Below are 18,286 nucleotides of genomic sequence, written 5' to 3'. Positions count from 1 at the left end.
AAGCCCGTGCGTCAAGCGTTTTATGGGGGAAACATACATAATCTTTACAACCTCTGCCATATTTTCTGTCTGATTCTGTCCTTTATGAGAAAAAACCGCCTTCTGCGGGGGAAGCATCTCCGGCAGAAGGCGGTAATGTATATCTGCGGTGTGTTATTCTGTGACCTATTCTACAGTCCATCCTGCTGATTCCAGATTTTCCACAGTTGCATCCAGCGAAAGCTGGGTCAGGTCTTCATCGTCCACGGGAAGCAGTCCCTGTCCGATTACCGTTTTGAGTGTGTCTTCATCTGTCGGAATTACAATCGTCTCCGTCAGATATCCGTCGCCTTTTTCCGCACTGTACTCCACGCCTTCAATTGCACTGTAGGCAGCCTGCGCCGCTTCCACTGCACTGTCCAGTTCCGCCAGCTGATCCTCGGTGTAACCTTCCAGACTGATGGAGGACTCCTGGGTCAGTCTGGTAACCCGGTCCCCTCTGGCATCAAAAATCATTTTCATCGTAACGCCATTCTGCTCCAGTGTGGCTGTTTTGGCCGCTTTGACTTCTTCCGGCTCGCCGCATGCGGTAAGTGCAAAGACAGAGAGCGCCAGAACAAATGCACAGACAGCCTTTTTCATACCGGAACGGAAGGTGTCTGTAATTGTTTTGGAATGGAAAACGTCTGTAAATTTTCTCATAAAGGAATCCCCCTTCATTTGTTCTTTTCTTTCAGTTTGTTTTATAATTTCAACTTCCCTTTTCTTTCAGCGTCCGCCTTCCGGGCCCCGGGACTTTACATTTTCAGGAATGCGCGGTATCCTTTGACCGCCTCGTATACGTCCGCCTTGCTTGAAACTTCGTAAGGTGCATGCATGTTCAGCACCGCAACTCCGCTGTCGATGACCTCCATGCCGTAATTTGCCATGATATAGGCGATCGTTCCGCCGCCGCCCAGGTCCACGCGTCCGAGTTCTGCAAACTGATATGCTACATCAGCATCGTCCATGGCTTTCCGAAGTTCTGCGATATATTCTGCATTTGCATCGTTGGAGCCGGATTTTCCGCGGCTTCCGGTAAACTTGTTAAAAGTGATGCCGTTTGCGAAGAACGCAGAACTTCGTTTTTCAAAGGCCTCCGCATACATGGGATCGTAGGCAGCACTCACATCGGAGGAGAGCATTTTGGAATTTGCCAGGGCACGGCGGACTTTCAGCTCGGATTCTCCCTCTGTGAGAGCCACCAGCTCGGCAACTGTGTTTTCAAAGAAACGGGAATGCATTCCGGTGGCGCCCACGCTGCCGATTTCTTCCTTGTCAACAAGGAGACAGCAGCCGGTACGTTTTGCATTTTCCACATCAAGCATGGCAAACAGGGAAGTGAACGCACATACCCGGTCGTCCTGTCCGTAGGAGAGAATCATGCTGCGATCCAGTCCGCAGTCACGCGCCTTTCCGGCCGGAACGATCTCAAGTTCTGCCGAGGCGAAGTCGTCTTCCTCCATGCCATACTTTTCTTTCAGAAGGGCAAGCACATTTGCCTTGATGGTGTCAGATGGTTTGGAATCGGACTGGGCTTCCGTGTTCTGATTAGACACATCGGAAGTCTGTGCGGCTCCGGTCTCCGGTTTTGCAGCTCCGGTCTCTGACTTTGCGGCATCGGCTTCCGGCTTGTCGAACACTTCGCTGACCGGGCGGTTGCCGATGAGCAGATCCAGTTTTTCTCCGTCAATCACTTTGGAAGCTTTCTTCTCCATCTGTTCCTGAGCCAGATGGACTAACAGATCCGTAATCACAAATACCGGATCACTTTCTTCCTCTCCGATATTTACTTTTACCACAGTTCCGTCCTTCTTTGCAACCACGCCGTGAAGCGCAAGAGGCTGCGCCACCCACTGGTATTTTTTGATACCGCCGTAATAATGCGTATCAAGATATGCCAGTCCTTCGTTTTCGTAGAGCGGATTCTGCTTGACATCGATGCGCGGCGAATCAATATGCGCGCCGAGAATGTTCATGCCTGCCGAGAGTGGCTCTTCGCCGATGCGGAATAAGGCCAGCATTTTCTTCATGCATACCGCGTAAATCTTGTCTCCGGGATGCAGAGGCTGTCCTGACTGCATGATCTCCTCTATGTCGCGGTAGCCTGCCTGCCTCGCCATATCCACGGCCAGCGCCACGCACTCCCGCTCCGTCTTACCTGCGTCCAGGCAGGCTTTATATCTTTCGTTGATTCGTTCCAGCTCTGAAAGCTGGTCTGTTGAGTAAGTTGTCCAGATGTTTTTCATGATTTGTCCTTTCCGGGACGTAGTAAAATTCAATTTTGCTACGTCCCGAATTAAGCTTCAGTGTGTCCCAAATTGAATTTTACCCTGTCCCTTTTTGCTATTTTCCAATTATACATCTTTTAACGTATCGATACAATTGTTCTGTTTTTCTTTTTGAAATATTCAGTTCCGTCTGTAGCTTTTCCTTATAGTTTTCACGCAGATTCTTATTTTCAATTATCTCTTTTGCTGTACCGGTATTATGAAGATGGGCCTCCTGCTCAAGCATTGCCAGAGCTATTTTCTTCCTCTGAAGTTCTACTTCATTCGGGACATCCATAAAGACATTCTTCTGATTTTTCTGATGAAAATCCAGATATTCATTAAAATCTGCAAACTCCGTCTGATACATTTTCAACGCATTCGGATGTATTATCTTCGTTTTCTCCGTCTCGTATTCCTTCATACTTGAGAAACTGTATTTCGAGGGATTTTTTACGATATTTGCATTCACCGGATTCATATGAATATATCTCATACAATTCCAGAAATACCGCGAATCTTCAACGCATTCGCTTTTAAAACGATTCTGAAAAACATGTCCATTTCTGTTATGTTTATAATTGTAATATTCTGCGAATTCTGCCAAGACAATGGCTATATAACCTGACAAGAATTTTAGATCCGCACGGATCAAAAGATGAAAATGTGTCGACATAATAACGTATGCATAGATCTCGACTCCGTACTTTTCCAGATGCTTCTCAAGAAGCCTTTTGAAATTATTCTTCTCTCGGGTTTGGTCAAAAATGCGCTCTCGGTTAATTCCCCGTCCTATCACATGATAAATATCCGTACTGCTTCTCTTTCGCGCGGCACGTGGCATCCCATCACCTCGTTTCTTTCTGGTTTGGGACAGGGTAAAATTCAATTTGGGACACACTGAACCTCAATTGGGGACATAGTAAAGTCCAATTGGGGACGTAGCACTTTTTAATTATACTACGTCCCCAATAAAATTACCACTCAAATTTTTTCTCAAAATATGCTTTCAGATCTTCGATCTTGACACGCTCCTGTTCCATCGTATCGCGGTCGCGCACGGTCACGGCTCCGTCTTCCTCTGACTCGAAGTCATAGGTCACGCAGAACGGAGTACCGATCTCATCCTGACGGCGGTAGCGTTTTCCGATGTTTCCTCTGTCATCGTACTCACAGTTATAATACTTGCACAGTTCTGTGTAGATCTTCTCTGCGCCTTCTGCAAGTTTTTTGGAGAGCGGCAGCACGCCGATTTTAACCGGGGCAAGTGCCGGATGGAAGTGAAGCACGGTTCTCATATCCGGTTTTTCTTCTGTTCCGATGTTCTCCTCATCGTAAGCGCTGCACAGGAAAGCGAGCACCATACGGTCAGCGCCGAGAGACGGCTCAATTACATACGGAATGTATTTCTCTTTTGTCTCATCGTCAAAATAGGTAAGATCCTGTCCGGATACGTTCTGATGCTGGGTCAGATCGTAATCGGTACGGTCAGCAATGCCCCACAGCTCGCCCCAGCCGAACGGGAAGAGGAACTCTACGTCTGTGGTAGCTTTACTGTAGAAGGAAAGTTCTTCCTTATCATGATCGCGGTAGCGCACTTCATCGTCCTTCAGACCGAGAGAAGACAGCCAGTTCAGGCAGAAGCTCTTCCAGTAGTCGAACCACTCAAGGTCCGTATCCGGTTTGCAGAAGAACTCAAGCTCCATCTGCTCAAACTCTCTTGTGCGGAAAGTGAAATTACCGGGTGTGATCTCATTACGGAACGATTTTCCGATCTGGGCGATACCGAACGGCAGTTTCTTTCTGGATGTACGCTGTACGTTTTTAAAGTTTACAAAAATTCCCTGCGCTGTCTCCGGACGGAGGTAAACGGTATTTTTCGCATCCTCGGTCACGCCCTGGAATGTTTTGAACATCAGGTTGAACTGACGGATATCGGTGAAATTATGTTTGCCGCAGGTCGGGCAGGGAATCTGGTGTTCTTCGATAAACGCCGTCATCTGTTCCTGGGACCAGCCGTCCACAGATCCGTCCAGGGTGATTCCCTTTTCCTCGCAGTAATCCTCGATCAGCTTATCCGCACGGAAACGTTCATGACATTCCTTGCAGTCCATCAGCGGATCGCTGAATCCGCCGAGATGTCCGGATGCCACCCATGTCTGGGGGTTCATAAGGATCGCGCAGTCAACGCCTACATTATAAGGATTCTCCTGCACGAACTTTTTCCACCATGCACGTTTTACATTATTTTTAAGCTCAACCCCAAGGTTTCCGTAATCCCAGGTGTTTGCAAGACCGCCGTAGATCTCGGAGCCCGGATATACGAAACCTCTTGATTTCGCAAGTGCCACAATTTTATCCATTGTTTTTTCAACCATGTTTACTTCCTCACATTCTTTTCATTTATCTCAACATTGTACCTATTATAAATTGTGCTCCCGCATTTTTCAAGAGATTCCTCTTCTATTTTGATATACTCTGCCATTTTTGACATACTCTGCCATTTTGACACGCCGCATTGTCTTTCCGATCTGTTCATCCTGGCCGGTTCTCACAGCAGCGTCTCCAGAATTTCCAGAGAATTAAACTTCTTATCCACGTAAATATCCATCAGTCTTCCCATCACTTTCCCCAGCTCTTCCAACACTTTGTCGGAGACAGTAAACGTGTAAAGTTTCTCGATTTTACTGGTTTCAATATATTGCATGCTATATAACGTCGATTTATCAATCACAATTCCGTCAGGCACATTCTCCCGGCATCTGCTGCACACAAGTCCGCCTTTGAGTGCGCTGAACACTGCCGGGCGTTCCCGGTCACCGCATTTGACGCACTGAAAGACCTGGGGAGCCTGCCCGTTAATGCACAGGGCTTTCAGCTCAAATATGTATCTTACAAGACGATCCGGAATGTGCGGGCTGGTCAGTGCCCGCAGTGTCTGGTAGAGAAGTTTTAGCATTTCCCGCTCGTCATTGTTTTCTTTTGTATAGTATGCGGCGAATTCAAGAAAATAGAAGCCATAGTAGGCTCCCGTCACATCTGAGCGCAGCTCGGCAAAATAATTGGAAATATTTGCCGACTGTATCGTATAGGAAGTCCGCCCCTCGTACACGGTAAACTCACCGAACGCAAACGGATTGACCGCCCCCACCAGAGGGCTGTTCGGTCTTCGTGCGCCTCTGGCAAAGGCGGAGATTTTTCCATGTTCTTTTGTAAGTAGCACAACACGGCGGTCATACTCTCCCACCGGTGCGGTGGAGAGCACCATCCCCGTCAATACAACCTGATTCACGCTGTTCCTTTCCGCTTCCGCCCGGAAGCATCTGTTTTTCCCTGTTCATCCGGAAAACATCTGTTTTTGCTCTCACCTGGAAGCACCTGTTCCCTTGTGCTCACTTATTGCGAAGTTTCGCATCACTGCCTGCGTTTTCTTCCGGCCTGCCGCCGGGAATGCCGCCCATACCGGAAATATGGTCCGGTGTAATCCCGCTGCATTCCCGATGTATCCGGTAGTTCAGATAATCATCAATCTTTCCTGTTGTCATAAACTTTTCCCAATATCGTTCTTCCATCAGATCACCTCTTCTTCCGTGTCTGCCGTTTTTACAGAACCTTTTTCTGCCCGGCTTCTGTTCTTAGGTTCCCCGATCGGAAAAGACGCTATACCCCGTAAAAAATACCAGATGTTTTTCCTGCAAATGCCTTGACAACTGTCCTGTCCATTATATTGGACTTTCTTCAAAAATTCAATATTTTCCACACTGTAAGAATGCATCAGTCAACAATTCTGTCCGCCGCCATATATGCAAGAAACACCGCTGCCGTCAGCAGGACTGCCGCAGCAATATGAAGCCGGAACAGGACTGCCGTCAGCAGAAGATTTACGAAGATACCGGCAAAAAATGTGGCGAAGAGAAGCGCGGCATTCCAGACTTTCCATTTCTTTTCCCTGCGGAACGCCGTTCTGGACAGGAACAGAAACAACCCGTCCGCTGCCGCAAGGATGAAGAGTCCGCCCAGAAGATTTCCTGCCGTCACGGACAGCCGGATTCCTGCAGGGCGATCCAGAAAATACAGCGCTGCATTTTCAAGCACACCTCCAATCAGCCAGATTGCCAGAAGAACGGCAAGCGCCAGAAGATTATCCCGGACGATGCCTGCCATTTTTTCCTTCCATGTCATATGAGGGATCTCCCGGAGCACACTGTCACAAAACTGACAGTAATCGCCGCCGATCACAGCCGCCGCAGTGTCTCCCCGCTGCTCTCCGTCTATCAGCATCCGGGTAATATCCCTGCGGATCAGTTCCTGCTGAAACGGACTGATATCACATCCCCGCAGATAGACAATCATATCGGTCAGAATGTCTCTCCCCTCCGGGGACAATTCTTCCTCCAAGCGGTTATTTTCCTGTAACAGCTGTCTTGTTCTTATGCTCATTCTCCGCACCTCCTATCGCTTTGCTGCTCTGTTTGCCTGCTGCTGCGCAGATCTTCCGCCACCAGCCTTACCGCTTCTGCAAGCTCTCCAAAGCTTGTGAAAAACGCTTCCATTTCCCGGTCTCCCTCTGCTGTAAGGGAATAGTATTTTCGTTTTGGCCCCTTTTCCGACTCCCGGTAATCTGCCGTGATCAGACCATTTTTCTCCAGACGGAGCAGAAGGGGATAGATCGTTCCTTCTGCAATATTTCCAAATCCGTATTCTTCCAGCTGTCTGGATATTTCATAGCCATATGTCTCCTGCTTTCCAATGATCGCCAGGATACAGCCCTCCAGAGTGCCTTTGAGCATCTGTGACGGGATCATGCTATCACCTGCCTTGCAATGCAATATAGTTTACTATATTGTATTACAAGGTATGATTTCTGTCAACCTGATCTCCCATATTTTATCTGGATTTTTCTGCGATTTTTCTGCATTGTCTGTATGGCCGGAGAAATGAGATGTGCCCGTCAAAGCTTTTTCGACAGATAAAAAAGCGGAAGACCTTTCTTCCGATCTTCCGCCCGCTTTTCTTTTTCCGTATGAATGAAGCATGGATGAAGCCGCTGTTTTAAAAGCAGCTTCTGTTCTCATCCGCATCTCTACATCTCGTCTTCCCGGTATCCGAAATTTTTCATCAGATAATCGCTGTCGCGCCAGTTTTTCTGCACCTTGACCCACAGTTTCAGGTTCACCTTGCAGTCCAGCATACGCTCAATCTCGTAGCGCGCCGTGCTGCCGATTTTCTTCAACATGCTGCCCTGCTTTCCGATAATAATCCCTTTATGGGAATCCCGCTCGCAGATGATGGTAGCGTCAATATGCATGACTTTATTCTGCATTTTCATCCTGTCAATGGCAACCGCGATACCGTGGGGAATCTCCTCATTCAGACAGTGCAGCGCCTTCTCCCGGATCAGTTCCGCCACGATCTGGCGTTCCGGCTGGTCAGTGACCGTGTCCTCATCGTAGAACTGGGGACCATAGGGAAGGTATTTCATAATCACCTTCACCAGTTCGTCCGTGTTGTCGCCTCTGCGCGCCGACACAGGCACAATCTCGGCGAAATCATATTCTTTGCGGTACACATCGATGGCAGGAAGTACTTCCTCATTCTTCACCGTATCCGTTTTATTGATCACCAGGATCACCGGTGTTTTCACCTTTTTGAGCTGATCGATGATGTGGCGCTCTCCCGCGCCGATAAAAGTGGTGGGCTCCACAAGCCAGAGCACAACATCCACTTCATTGAGGGTGCGCTCGGCCACATTAACCATGTACTCTCCCAGTTTGTTCTTCGCCTTGTGGATGCCCGGCGTGTCCACAAATACAATCTGCCCCTCCTCTGTAGTGAGAACCGTCTGGATACGGTTCCGGGTAGTCTGGGGCTTGTTTGATGTGATGGCGATCTTCTGGCCGATCAGATGATTCATCAGTGTGGATTTTCCAACATTTGGCCTGCCAATCAGCGTGACAAAGCCGGATTTGAAATTTTCTTTCATGTATTCTCCTCAATTGGGGACGTAGTAAAATTGAAAAATACTACGTCCCCCTTCACAGTTTTTTCACAAATTCTTGATTTCCATGAACATGTCTTTCGCCTCTTCTATCTTCTCCTCGCCGCCGATCACGCAGAGCAGGTCTGCGTCGAGAAGCGCCTGGAGGACGTCCGCGAGAGCGCGGATATCTTTCTGCTGTGCAGTCAGGATCTGTTCCCGCTCGGTGCGTATCATCTCTTCGGTGACATGGTTCATATACAGGTTCATGGAGCGGTTTCCCTTTGCTGCAGGGTTCATGGGGCGGTCGATATTGCTGATGGTGCCGATGATGAATTTATTCATATCCCGGTCTTCCACATTGAAGTTCTTCAGGTAATCGACAACACCTTCGTACACTTCCATGGTTTTTTTCAGGTTCGGGTCGCGGTAGGACACAAGATAGCCTTCACCGATCCGGTTGAAATTGCTCATGCATCCGTAGGCTCCGCCCTTGACGCGGATATTCTGCCAGAGATAATCATAGCTCAGGATCACTTTAAGGATCTGCAGGGCGCCGGTGTATTCCGCTCCGCCGTCAATGAAGTTCCCCACTCTCGCCACGTACTGAACCTTGGAAGATGTCTTGAATCCTTCATTTCGCTTTACGCAGTGGATAACGCAGGGCGTCTCCGGTCCTTTTTCTCCGGTATGGAGAGTATTCCTGATCTTCTCAAATGCTTCCGCCGCCGGGGCAATCCCCTCTTCTGCCGAGGTATAACTGATCATCAGGTTATCTGCGCGGAAGATCTTCTCCGCGATCATTTTCAGGTTGCGGATCATTTTCTCCTTATGCCCGTCAAAATCTTCCTCGATGGCTTTCACCACTTCATAGAAACCGATTCCATCCGTATCGTCCTTGAATTTCGCGATGGGCGAAGTGTATGACAGGGCGCGCAGGGCCGCAGTCGTATGTCCGGAGGAGGTAAAGGACATCTGAAGTCTGGATTTGAGCATGGCAAGGATCTCTTTTAAGCGCTTCTCATCATCCAGTTTCGACTCCATGAGGATCTCCCGCATCATTGCAAAGAGTACATCCATCTCCGGGTACAGCGCCTTTCCTTTCATCTCAAATGTAGCGCGGAACTCCTTTTCTTTTACCTTTGTCACATCGGTATAGAGTTCCAGGGATGTGCCGATTCCCCCGGTGTGTACGTTGATCTCGTTAAAGAGCTCCCCGTAGCCGTAATTGTTTGTATCAATAATTCCCAGAACACTCTGAAGCATTCCCACATAGGGGAGCAGCTCCTCGGAAATGCCGGAAAGATCGAACATGAGCGTGACATAGCCGATACCGTTTGTCTCCACATTGTGGTGGATCATCTTCACGCCGCCGATCTCTTTCTCCTCGTTGTAAACCGGGGCGATCTCCCGGGAAATGTCTTCTCTTCCCAGCACCGGAATCTTTGCCAGGTCCTCCTGGGAGGACTCTTCTTCCTGGTACGCCTCCAGTTCTTTCGTGTCATCCACAAGTTTCTGAACTTCTTCAGGAGAGAGGCTTTCCTTGTATACTTTCAGCTTTTCGGCGAACTCGTGGTCCATCCGCGCCGTGCGCCCCTTCTCCGGACGGATGATCACAACCGCGCTGTGAGTGTTGTCCAGAAGGTATTTCTGAATCAGATCTTCAAAATATCCTGTTTCCACCTGTTCTTTGAGGAAATCAAAGGTGGGAATCGCCTGCATATGGATAAACGGTTTGCTGTCATCATACAGCCAGCTGTCGAAAAGCTGCAGGCCGTACATCAGTCCCCGCGGATAGTTCCCGAAATCCGCCTCCCGGAAACGGAACTCATGGTAATTGATTCCCGCGCGCAGTGCCTTTTTGTCAATACCGTTTTCCACGATCCCCCTCAGTGTGTCTTCAATCACACGGACAAATTCTTCCTTCTGCTCCATGTTGGCGTTCTTGGAAATCACGGAGAACACCGGCTGGTACACGCCGTTGTCGTAGGATCCCAGAATGTCTTTCCCGATGCCCGCGTCAGTCAGCGCTTTTTTCAGTGGAGCTCCCGGCGCAGAGAGCAGAGCATAGTCCAGGATCTGGAATGCCAGGTAGAGCTTCTCATCCAGAGAAGTGCCGATTACCTTGTTGTAGGAAAGGTAGGTATTATCCTCCTCATTTTCATCGCTTGCTATGGAATATTCCTGGACAATCTCTTTCATTTCAGCAAACGGCTGCTGATACCCGATCTCGGAATCCACCTCGATTTTCCCGAAATCGGAGAGGTAATTTTCATCCAGCCATCTCAGCTTTTCCTCCATGTCCATATCGCCGTAGAGATAGATATAGCTGTTGGACGGGTGGTAGTATTTCCTGTGGAAATCGAGGAACTGCTCATAGGTCAGATCCGGGATCACCTCCGGGTCGCCGCCGGACTCGTTTGCATAGGATGTATCCGGGAAGAGGGAATTTAAGATCACCCGGTCAAGCACTCCCTCCGGGGAGGAGAACGCGCCTTTCATCTCATTGTAGACGACGCCGCTGACTGTCAGTTCCCCGTCCGGGTCGTCCAGCTTGTAGCTCCAGCCCTCCTGGCGGAAGATCTCATCATGCTCATAGATATTCGGATAGAACACCGCATCCATGTACACATGCATCAGATTCTGAAAATCCTTGTCATTGCAGCTTGCCACCGGATAAACGGTCTTGTCCGGATAAGTCATGGCATTCAAAAATGTATTTAAGGAACCCTTTACCAGTTCCACAAAGGGATCCTTCACCGGAAACGCCTTCGAACCGCAGAGAACCGAGTGTTCCATAATGTGGGGAACGCCCGTGCTGTCTGAGGGCGGCGTGCGGAAGCCGATGGCAAACACTTTGTTCTCGTCATCGTTTTCCATGAGCAGGACTCTCGCCCCGCTCTTCTTGTGTTTCAGCAGGATTCCTCTGGATTTCAGATCCGATAAATCTGCCGTCTGTAACACTTCATATGCTGTCAGATCATAAATACTCATAGATCAGTCTCCTTGCTTTTCCCCGCCTGTGCGGGGGATAATTCATCTTCACATACGCGCATCCCGCTGCATATGCGCAGCACGGATACGCCTTTTATATGCACTGTATAGTATACCACTAACCGGGAAAGTTTAAAAGCCGCTATCTTCTCAGCGCTATCTTTTCATCGCTGTCTTTTCATCGCTGTCTTTTCACCGCTGTCGTCGCAGCATATATTCCCGGATCCGCTCCTCTTCCCTTCCCTTATAATACGGAATCTCATGTTCGGAATTTCCCGCCGACGCCAGCAGATGTACTTTCCCGTGCCGGATCCCGGTAAGCCTTGCCAGAACATTCTCTTTAATCTCCACATACTGGATATTTCGGTAACGCATGCAGATATAGCTGCGTCCGAAATAGCCATGGGAAATCTTGAGGAAATCTTCCCCGATCCCCACGCCTGCGGCTATGTAGGAGAGTGTCATGAAGAGCAGCGCCAGAAGGACTGCCGCAACGGCACCGGGCAGGGCCCACATACGGTATTCGCCCATCCCGATTGCAAATCCTGCCGCAGTGGCGCAGACGACGAGCACATAGATTCCGAAGGGGATCAGCCATGCCGCCCACGTCGATGCGGGCTGCCTTTTCGTCTCCTGCTTTACTGTACCGGCGAATTCAGGCAGCAGCGCACTCAAACACTGCTCCATTTTATCCTTCTTCATGTAGAGCAGAAGAAAAGAGTCTTTCTCCTCTTTTTCGTCACCCATTCCCACGTTGACGATCTCCGCCATGTAACGGCGGGACAGTCTCGCCACTAAGGACTGGCGGATCACCAAAGCCTGGATCTTGTCCACAGGGATCATGTACTCCACTTTCTTCAGAAGCCCGTACCGGATGTAAATGCGGCTGCCCACCCGCTTTGCCCGGAAATCATAGTAACGGACAAAATCTTTTACCGTATCCCACAGAGCGGAAAACACCAGAGCCGCCACGACGAGGATGGCCGCCGCGGCGCTCAGCAGTGTCTGCATGAAATCCGGCTGGCTGACAAGCCGGGTCACGGCCGCCACAGCGGCGGCGATTCCTCCCACGAGAATGAGGATGGAAAACAGATTCACAGAGAACAGCCCGTGCTGGAGAATATCTCCCAGGTCCGCCCGTACATCGTAATTGCCGCCGTCATCCTCCGGTCCCATGTAACTTTGGGCGCCGTAGTTCTGTCCATCGAAGCCGTAAGCTGCACTCTCCCGTGCACAATAATCTGCCCCGGATATCCCGGCTTCTCCGGATAGCCTGTCTGTTCCGGCTGTTCCGGACATCCCGAAAGCTCCCGTTGCCTGTCCCTGCGTTTCCCCGGCATATTCCCGCATTCTCGCAAGGATTTCCTGCTTGAACCGCTCCGCATCTTTCTTTTTCAACACGATCTTCACATCCGTTTTTTCCGCTGTGGACCGGCTGTTTGTGTCGAGCTTTACCTTGCAGGTCCCAAGCAGCATCTCAAACAGATTCTGTTCCAGATTGATATTGGAAATATTCCGGATACTGATTGTGTTTTTCTTTTTGTTGACCGTATTCACCTCGATCACTATCGCATTCTCTTCCAAACAGATCCAGGTCTTTGACCAGACAAAGAACCGGTTTACCACAAGAACAGCAATCAGGGCAGCCACACCGAGGAGAACCAACACTGCAGTACCGGAAAAGGCCGACAGATCCTGCTGCGACAGATCTGCAGCCAAATCGGAGAACTCGTCAAAGTCCTGAATCACCATGGCTGCGACAAAAACGGCAAGCGCCACGATCCCGCCGCCGATCTGCTCTGCAATAATCGAGATATGGTTCCGAAATTTTCTTTTATCTTCCATTTTCTTCCCTCTGCTCCACTGCGATCTCATTGATCCTCTTTCTTAAGCTGTCCGCGATCTGCTCTGCCTTCTCCTCCTCAAGGAAGGAAATGGTCACATCGCCTCCCCCGGTGGTCACAATCACTTTTGCCACCCGGAACATCTGGTCAATCGGTCCCCTGGCAGTCTGAAGCTTGTGAAGCCGCTCAATCGGAACGATATCCCGTTTCACAAACAGATAGCCTTCCCGGATATCGATGCACTCGTCATTAATACTGTAACGATACCGGTGATACCGGAAATAGGGACTGACAAGCACTTCAATGAGAATGAGAATCACAAGGATCAGCGAGATCCATTTCCCGATCGTAATGTTCTTCGGGATGATCCAGAACAGATTCACAGCTCCGACAATCACCAGCAGAACCACACCTGTGACAAATCCCGCCGCATACATACAGTACAGCGCTCTCTTTGAGAGTTTTTCGTATTTTACTGTTTCTTCCTGCATAGTTGCCCTCCTCTGAAAATACTGATTTGCAGTCAGTATATCAGATCGGATATTCTCACGCAAGTGCCTCCTCGATCCTGAGCAGCCGGTTATATTTCGCCACCCGTTCAGACCGGCAGGGCGCCCCTGTTTTTATCTGTCCGGTGTTGAATGCCACCGCCATATCGGCAATGGTTGTATCCTCCGTCTCCCCGGACCGGTGGGAGATAACCGCCGCGTATCCGGCCTCCTGTGCCATGCGGACAGCTTCCAGTGCCTCTGTGACCGTGCCGGTCTGGTTGACCTTGATCAGAACTGCATTGGCAGCGCCGAGCTCGATTCCTTTTTTCAGCCGCTTCGTACTGGTCACAAACAGGTCGTCGCCTACAAGCTGCACCCGGTTTCCCAGTCTCCGGGTAATCAGCTGCCATCCCTCCCACTCATCCTCATCCAGCGGGTCCTCGATGGAGCAGACAGGGAACTCGCTGATGAGATCCTCATAGTATGTGATCATTTCTTCTGTGTTCCGCACCACCTCATGCCCCTTCATCCTGCTCTCCCCGGGGAATACATAGAGGTGCCGCCCTGCGTCATACAGACCGGAAGCCGCCGCATCCAGGGCAATCCGGATATCTCTTCCCATGCGGAATCCCGCCCGCTCCGCCGCATCCCGTATGGTCCGAAGCGCCTCCCTGGTATCCGCAAGATCCGGGGCGAATCCGCCCTCATCTCCCACAGAGGTATTCAGCCCCTTTTCCTGCAGCACTCTTTTCAGCGAGTGATACGTCTCGGTTCCGATTCTCAGTCTCTCCCGGAACGTATCCGCCCCGCAGGGCACAATCATAAACTCCTGAATATCCAGGGAATTATCCGCATGTACGCCGCCGTTTAAAATGTTCATCATGGGCACCGGCATCCTGACCGCCTGCATTCCTCCCAGATAACGGTACAGAGGCAGCTTCAGCGCGGCCGCTGCCGCATGTGCCGCCGCCATGGATACTCCAAGTATGGCATTGGCTCCCAGAGCACTCTTGTCCGCAGTTCCGTCTGCCCGGACCAGAGCCCGGTCGATTCCTTCCTGGTCAAATACATTCCTGCCGATTACCACAGACGCCAGACGGCTGTTCACATTCTCCACCGCCTGTTCCACTCCTCTGCCCCCGTACCGCTTTCCCCCGTCCCTCAGTTCCAGCGCCTCATGCTTTCCGGTGGACGCCCCTGAGGGAACCGCTGCGCTTCCAACGGTATCCTCCCCGACCAACACCTCCACCTCGATGGTAGGATTTCCCCGGGAATCCAGAATTTCCCGCGCATACACATCCCGAACCGGTAAATTTCTTTCCATAATATATTCTTCCTCCTGATCATTCTGAATTTAACCATTGCTGTACTGCTGTTTATTATCTCCCCGGCACTTTGATTAATGCGTTGACTTTTTATATTCCAGACATTACAATTTGAGTGGAAACAGGCAGTTAAAGGGGAGGAAATCAAACGATGAAAGAACGAATACGCTATATCCTGATGCTGACATTCAGCACGCTTCTTATCGCTGCAGGAACATATTTTTTCAAATTTACCAACAACTTCACCTTTGGCGGAGTCACCGGTCTTGCCGTGCTTGTGGCGCGTTCCGGGCTTATCTCAGCCGGAGACTTCAACCTGATCATGAGCATGATCCTTCTTGTGATCGGACTGATCGTCCTGGGAAAAAAGTTCGCCGCCAAAACCGCTTACTGCAGCATCCTGCTCTCGTTGGCACTATCCGCAATGGAACGGATCTGGCCCATGAGCGGACCGCTGACCGACCAGCCCATGCTGGAGCTCTGTTTTGCAATTGCTCTTCCCGCACTGGGCTCGGCAATTCTTTTTAACATCGGCGCTTCCAGCGGCGGTACTGATATCGTTGCCATGATTGTGAAAAAGTATTCCAGCTTTGACATCGGTCGCGCTCTGCTGCTCTCGGACGCGCTGATCACTGCCGCCGGATTTCTCGTATTTGATATTGAGACCGGACTGTATTCCGTGCTCGGTCTCGCCATCCGCTCATTTATGGTGGATACGTTTATCGAGAGTTTTAATCTTTCCAAATATTTCAATGTAGTGTGCGACCATCCGGAGCCCATCTGCGACTTCATCGTCCACACGCTCGGGCGCAGTGCCAGTGTATTCGAAGCAAAGGGCGCTTATTCAGGGAAGGAGAAACATATCATCCTGACGGCACTCAACCGGGTCCAGGCTGTACGTCTGAGAAACTATATCAAGGCGACGGAACCGACTGCATTTATCCTGATCTCCAACACAAGCGAGATCATCGGCAAAGGTTTCCACAGCGTATAAGCGCATAAGTGTATAAAGGAGAAATTTTTAATATGAAGCATCTTGTAATCGCAGAAAAGCCCTCCGTGGCGAGGGATATCGCCCGTGTCCTCGGCTGCGGGAAGAAAACCTCTTCCTATATGGAAGGAAAGGATTACGTTGTCACCTGGGCGCTGGGGCACCTTGTCACTCTGGCTGATCCGGAAGAATACGGGGAACAGTATAAGACATGGAGTATGGACACACTTCCCATGCTTCCCGAACACTGGAAACTGGTGGTAATCCGGCAGACATCCCGCCAGTATCAGGCGGTCCGGGAACAGATTTTCCGGAAAGATATCTCTGATATCGTCATCGCCACAGATGCGGGGAGAGAGGGAGAACTTGTGGCGCGATGGATTCTGGATAAGGCAGGAAATAAAAAGCCGCTGAAACGACTGTGGATCTCTTCCGTCACGGACAAAGCCATCCGCGAGGGATTCGCACATCTGCGGCCCGGAAGGGACTATGACAATCTCTATCATGCCGCTGTGGCGCGGGCAGAGTCAGACTGGGTGGTGGGCATCAACGCCACCCGTGCCCTGACCTGCAAATACAATGCCCAGCTCTCCTGCGGAAGGGTCCAGACGCCTACTCTGGCAATGATCGCCGCAAGAGAGGAGGAGATCCGCCGTTTCCGCCCGGAGACCTATTACGGTCTGAGGGCAGTGGCAGGAGGCGTTACATTTACCTGGGCAGACCCGAAGACAAATTCCGGGCGCACCTTTGACCGGAAACGGATTGAGGCGGTCAGGGACAGCGCCGGTCCGAAACTTCACATCACCGAAGTCAGAAAAAAGGCGAAGAAAACATTTTCGCCGGCTCTCTATGACCTCACAGCCCTCCAGCGCGAGGCGAACCAGCGGTATGGCTTTTCCGCCAAGGAGACGCTCAACATCATGCAGCGCCTGTATGAGAACCACAAGGTTCTGACCTATCCCAGGACAGACTCCCGGTATCTTACCACAGATATCGTAGGGACACTTAAAGAGCGCCTGAAAGCATGTGCTGTGGGTCCCTACCGGAAATGCGCAGCCCGCTTATCCATGCAGGAGATCCGCCCCGGCAAATCGTTTGTGGACAACACAAAGGTATCGGACCACCACGCCATTATCCCCACAGAACAGTTTGTTCAGCTGGAACATATGAGCAGCGATGAGCGGAAGATCTACGATATGGTCGTCCGCCGCTTCCTCGCCGTGCTCTCCCCCGCATGTGAGTACGAGGAGACATCGCTGACCGCACAGTTCCGGACAGACAGCGGACACGGCGGAAAAGCTGCCGGCAGATCCTCTTCCTCTGATGGCACTCAGAACGCTGCTGTCTTCCATGCCCGCGGGAATGTGATCCGCTCAGCCGGATGGCGGGACGTGTACGCGGACAGCAGTTTTGCTGCAGACACCCTGGAGGAAGACGAGAGCGATGAAGGATATGGAAGTCCGGGCGGTTCCCAGACAGCTCTTCCGGATCTGAAGGAAGGGGATGAGCTGACCGTCTCCTCCCTCTCCATCACGGAGGGGAAAACAAAACCGCCGGCTTATTTTACTGAGGGAACTCTGATCGCTGCCATGGAAAATCCGGTCCGCTATCTGGAACACAGGGACAGGACGCTCGTCCGCACACTGGGTGAAACCGGAGGACTTGGCACTGTTGCCACAAGGGCTGATATTATAGAGAAACTGTTCAACAGTTTTCTCATGGAGAAAAAGGGAAATGAGATCCACATCACGTCCAAGGGGAAACAGCTCCTTTCCCTTGTTCCCGCAGATCTCAAAAGTCCGGAGCTCACCGCCCAGTGGGAACTCCGTCTGCAGGCCATTGCCCGCGGAAAAGAATCCGACAGAAAATTCATGGCGGAGATCGAAGACTACACCCGCAGCCTGATCCGGAAGATCAAAGATGCAGACGGCACCTTCCGCCACGATAACATGACCCGCCACAAATGCCCCCAGTGCGGAAAATTCATGCTGGAGGTCAACGGAAAACACGGAAAGATGCTGGTCTGCCAGGACCGGGAATGCGGTTATCGGGAAACCATCTCCCGCCATACCAACGCCCGCTGCCCGGTCTGCCACAAGAAGATGGAGCTGGTTGGAAAAGGCGACGCCCAGCGGTTTGTCTGCTCCTGCGGCCACAAGGAGAAACTGTCCGCTTTCCAGGAGCGGAAGAACAAAGAAGGACGGGGAGCCAACAAGCGGGATGTGGCAAATTATATGAAGAAACAGGCCCGGGAGGCAAAGGAACCGGTGAACAACGCATTTGCCGAGGCACTGGGGAAGATCAAACTGTAAATGTAAAGTAAAAAAGGGATGCCGCACGAACAGTTACCTGCTTTGTGCTGCATCCCTTTTCCAT

The 18,286-nt window shown here is 50.8% G+C and carries 17 protein-coding genes; 2 read left to right on the top strand and 15 right to left on the bottom strand.

Translation table 11 applies throughout. The features are described from left to right. Nucleotides 1-165: 165 nt before the first annotated feature. From B5F07_RS02385 to eno, 15 genes are all read right to left on the bottom strand, one after another. Complete coding sequence (locus tag B5F07_RS02385) at nt 166-681, bottom strand: DUF1307 domain-containing protein (RefSeq protein ID WP_162613032.1); 516 nt, start codon at nt 679-681, stop codon at nt 166-168. 95 nt (nt 682-776) lie between these two features. Next, complete coding sequence (locus tag B5F07_RS02380) at nt 777-2,267, bottom strand: aminopeptidase (protein WP_087159675.1); 1,491 nt, start codon at nt 2,265-2,267, stop codon at nt 777-779. Nucleotides 2,268-2,364: 97 nt separating this feature from the next. Further along, nucleotides 2,365-3,132, bottom strand: coding sequence for a transposase (locus B5F07_RS02375; protein ID WP_087159674.1), 768 nt, complete (start codon nt 3,130-3,132; stop codon nt 2,365-2,367). 133 nt (nt 3,133-3,265) lie between these two features. Next, nucleotides 3,266-4,666, bottom strand: a complete 1,401-nt coding sequence (locus B5F07_RS02370) for a glycine--tRNA ligase (RefSeq protein ID WP_087159673.1) — start codon at nt 4,664-4,666, stop codon at nt 3,266-3,268. 2 nt (nt 4,667-4,668) lie between these two features. Then, complete coding sequence (locus tag B5F07_RS22545; RefSeq protein ID WP_162613031.1) at nt 4,669-4,827, bottom strand: hypothetical protein; 159 nt, start codon at nt 4,825-4,827, stop codon at nt 4,669-4,671. 12 nt (nt 4,828-4,839) lie between these two features. Continuing rightward, nucleotides 4,840-5,556, bottom strand: a complete 717-nt coding sequence (recO, locus tag B5F07_RS02365; RefSeq protein ID WP_087159779.1) for a DNA repair protein RecO — start codon at nt 5,554-5,556, stop codon at nt 4,840-4,842. A gap of 124 nt (nt 5,557-5,680) precedes the next feature. Further along, nucleotides 5,681-5,860: a hypothetical protein gene (locus B5F07_RS02360; protein ID WP_087159672.1), complete on the bottom strand. Its 180-nt coding sequence runs from the start codon at nt 5,858-5,860 to the stop codon at nt 5,681-5,683. Nucleotides 5,861-6,062: 202 nt separating this feature from the next. Then, entirely contained in the window at nt 6,063-6,728 is a 666-nt protein-coding gene (locus B5F07_RS02350; RefSeq protein WP_087159670.1) for a hypothetical protein, read from the bottom strand. Next, a complete protein-coding gene (locus B5F07_RS02345; RefSeq protein WP_087159669.1) occupies nt 6,725-7,093 on the bottom strand; it encodes a PadR family transcriptional regulator in 369 nt (122 codons plus the stop codon). Before B5F07_RS02345 ends, B5F07_RS02350 begins: the two co-directional genes overlap by 4 nt. 33 nt (nt 7,094-7,126) lie before the next feature. Next, nucleotides 7,127-7,363, bottom strand: coding sequence for a hypothetical protein (locus B5F07_RS02340; RefSeq protein ID WP_140397967.1), 237 nt, complete (start codon nt 7,361-7,363; stop codon nt 7,127-7,129). An 8-nt stretch (nt 7,364-7,371) separates the two neighbouring features. After that, nucleotides 7,372-8,271: a GTPase Era gene (gene era, locus B5F07_RS02335; RefSeq protein ID WP_087159667.1), complete on the bottom strand. Its 900-nt coding sequence runs from the start codon at nt 8,269-8,271 to the stop codon at nt 7,372-7,374. A 63-nt stretch (nt 8,272-8,334) separates the two neighbouring features. Further along, a complete protein-coding gene (locus B5F07_RS02330; protein ID WP_087159666.1) occupies nt 8,335-11,259 on the bottom strand; it encodes an insulinase family protein in 2,925 nt (974 codons plus the stop codon). A gap of 192 nt (nt 11,260-11,451) precedes the next feature. Further along, on the bottom strand, nt 11,452-13,104 hold the full coding sequence (locus B5F07_RS02325) for a PH domain-containing protein (RefSeq protein WP_162613030.1): 1,653 nt from the start codon (nt 13,102-13,104) through the stop codon (nt 11,452-11,454). Then, nucleotides 13,094-13,594, bottom strand: a complete 501-nt coding sequence (locus B5F07_RS02320) for a PH domain-containing protein (RefSeq protein WP_087159664.1) — start codon at nt 13,592-13,594, stop codon at nt 13,094-13,096. Before B5F07_RS02320 ends, B5F07_RS02325 begins: the two co-directional genes overlap by 11 nt. A gap of 55 nt (nt 13,595-13,649) precedes the next feature. Further along, nucleotides 13,650-14,918, bottom strand: coding sequence for a phosphopyruvate hydratase (eno, locus tag B5F07_RS02315; RefSeq protein WP_087159663.1), 1,269 nt, complete (start codon nt 14,916-14,918; stop codon nt 13,650-13,652). Between the two features lie 152 nt (nt 14,919-15,070). On the opposite strand from eno, the gene B5F07_RS02310 reads away from it, so the two are divergent. Further along, the gene (locus B5F07_RS02310) at nt 15,071-15,913 is read left to right on the top strand and encodes a YitT family protein (protein WP_087159662.1); all 843 of its coding nucleotides are present in this window, start codon (nt 15,071-15,073) and stop codon (nt 15,911-15,913) included. 32 nt (nt 15,914-15,945) lie between these two features. Continuing rightward, nucleotides 15,946-18,222: a DNA topoisomerase III gene (locus B5F07_RS02305; protein ID WP_087159661.1), complete on the top strand. Its 2,277-nt coding sequence runs from the start codon at nt 15,946-15,948 to the stop codon at nt 18,220-18,222. The last annotated feature ends 64 nt before the right edge of the window (nt 18,223-18,286 follow it).

It is taken from the genome of Lachnoclostridium sp. An169, from assembly GCF_002160525.1.
GTDB lineage: Bacteria > Bacillota > Clostridia > Lachnospirales > Lachnospiraceae > Mediterraneibacter > Mediterraneibacter cottocaccae.
Note: the sequence above shows the minus strand (reverse complement) of the source record. Positions and strands in the feature narration are given on the sequence as shown.

What these genes read in the sequence shown, in the direction of transcription:
- B5F07_RS02345 (WP_087159669.1), bottom strand. Translation starts at nt 7,093, where the DNA reads ATGATCCCGTCACAGATGCTCAAAGGCACTCTGGAGGGCTGTATCCTG.
- recO (WP_087159779.1), bottom strand. Translation starts at nt 5,556, where the DNA reads ATGGTGCTCTCCACCGCACCGGTGGGAGAGTATGACCGCCGTGTTGTG.
- B5F07_RS02350 (WP_087159670.1), bottom strand. Translation starts at nt 6,728, where the DNA reads ATGAGCATAAGAACAAGACAGCTGTTACAGGAAAATAACCGCTTGGAG.
- B5F07_RS02320 (WP_087159664.1), bottom strand. Translation starts at nt 13,594, where the DNA reads ATGCAGGAAGAAACAGTAAAATACGAAAAACTCTCAAAGAGAGCGCTG.
- B5F07_RS02325 (WP_162613030.1), bottom strand. Translation starts at nt 13,104, where the DNA reads ATGGAAGATAAAAGAAAATTTCGGAACCATATCTCGATTATTGCAGAG.
- B5F07_RS02310 (WP_087159662.1), top strand. Translation starts at nt 15,071, where the DNA reads ATGAAAGAACGAATACGCTATATCCTGATGCTGACATTCAGCACGCTT.
- B5F07_RS22545 (WP_162613031.1), bottom strand. Translation starts at nt 4,827, where the DNA reads ATGAACAGATCGGAAAGACAATGCGGCGTGTCAAAATGGCAGAGTATG.
- eno (WP_087159663.1), bottom strand. Translation starts at nt 14,918, where the DNA reads ATGGAAAGAAATTTACCGGTTCGGGATGTGTATGCGCGGGAAATTCTG.
- B5F07_RS02305 (WP_087159661.1), top strand. Translation starts at nt 15,946, where the DNA reads ATGAAGCATCTTGTAATCGCAGAAAAGCCCTCCGTGGCGAGGGATATC.
- B5F07_RS02340 (WP_140397967.1), bottom strand. Translation starts at nt 7,363, where the DNA reads ATGAGAACAGAAGCTGCTTTTAAAACAGCGGCTTCATCCATGCTTCAT.
- era (WP_087159667.1), bottom strand. Translation starts at nt 8,271, where the DNA reads ATGAAAGAAAATTTCAAATCCGGCTTTGTCACGCTGATTGGCAGGCCA.
- B5F07_RS02385 (WP_162613032.1), bottom strand. Translation starts at nt 681, where the DNA reads ATGAGAAAATTTACAGACGTTTTCCATTCCAAAACAATTACAGACACC.
- B5F07_RS02375 (WP_087159674.1), bottom strand. Translation starts at nt 3,132, where the DNA reads ATGCCACGTGCCGCGCGAAAGAGAAGCAGTACGGATATTTATCATGTG.
- B5F07_RS02380 (WP_087159675.1), bottom strand. Translation starts at nt 2,267, where the DNA reads ATGAAAAACATCTGGACAACTTACTCAACAGACCAGCTTTCAGAGCTG.
- B5F07_RS02360 (WP_087159672.1), bottom strand. Translation starts at nt 5,860, where the DNA reads ATGGAAGAACGATATTGGGAAAAGTTTATGACAACAGGAAAGATTGAT.
- B5F07_RS02330 (WP_087159666.1), bottom strand. Translation starts at nt 11,259, where the DNA reads ATGAGTATTTATGATCTGACAGCATATGAAGTGTTACAGACGGCAGAT.
- B5F07_RS02370 (WP_087159673.1), bottom strand. Translation starts at nt 4,666, where the DNA reads ATGGTTGAAAAAACAATGGATAAAATTGTGGCACTTGCGAAATCAAGA.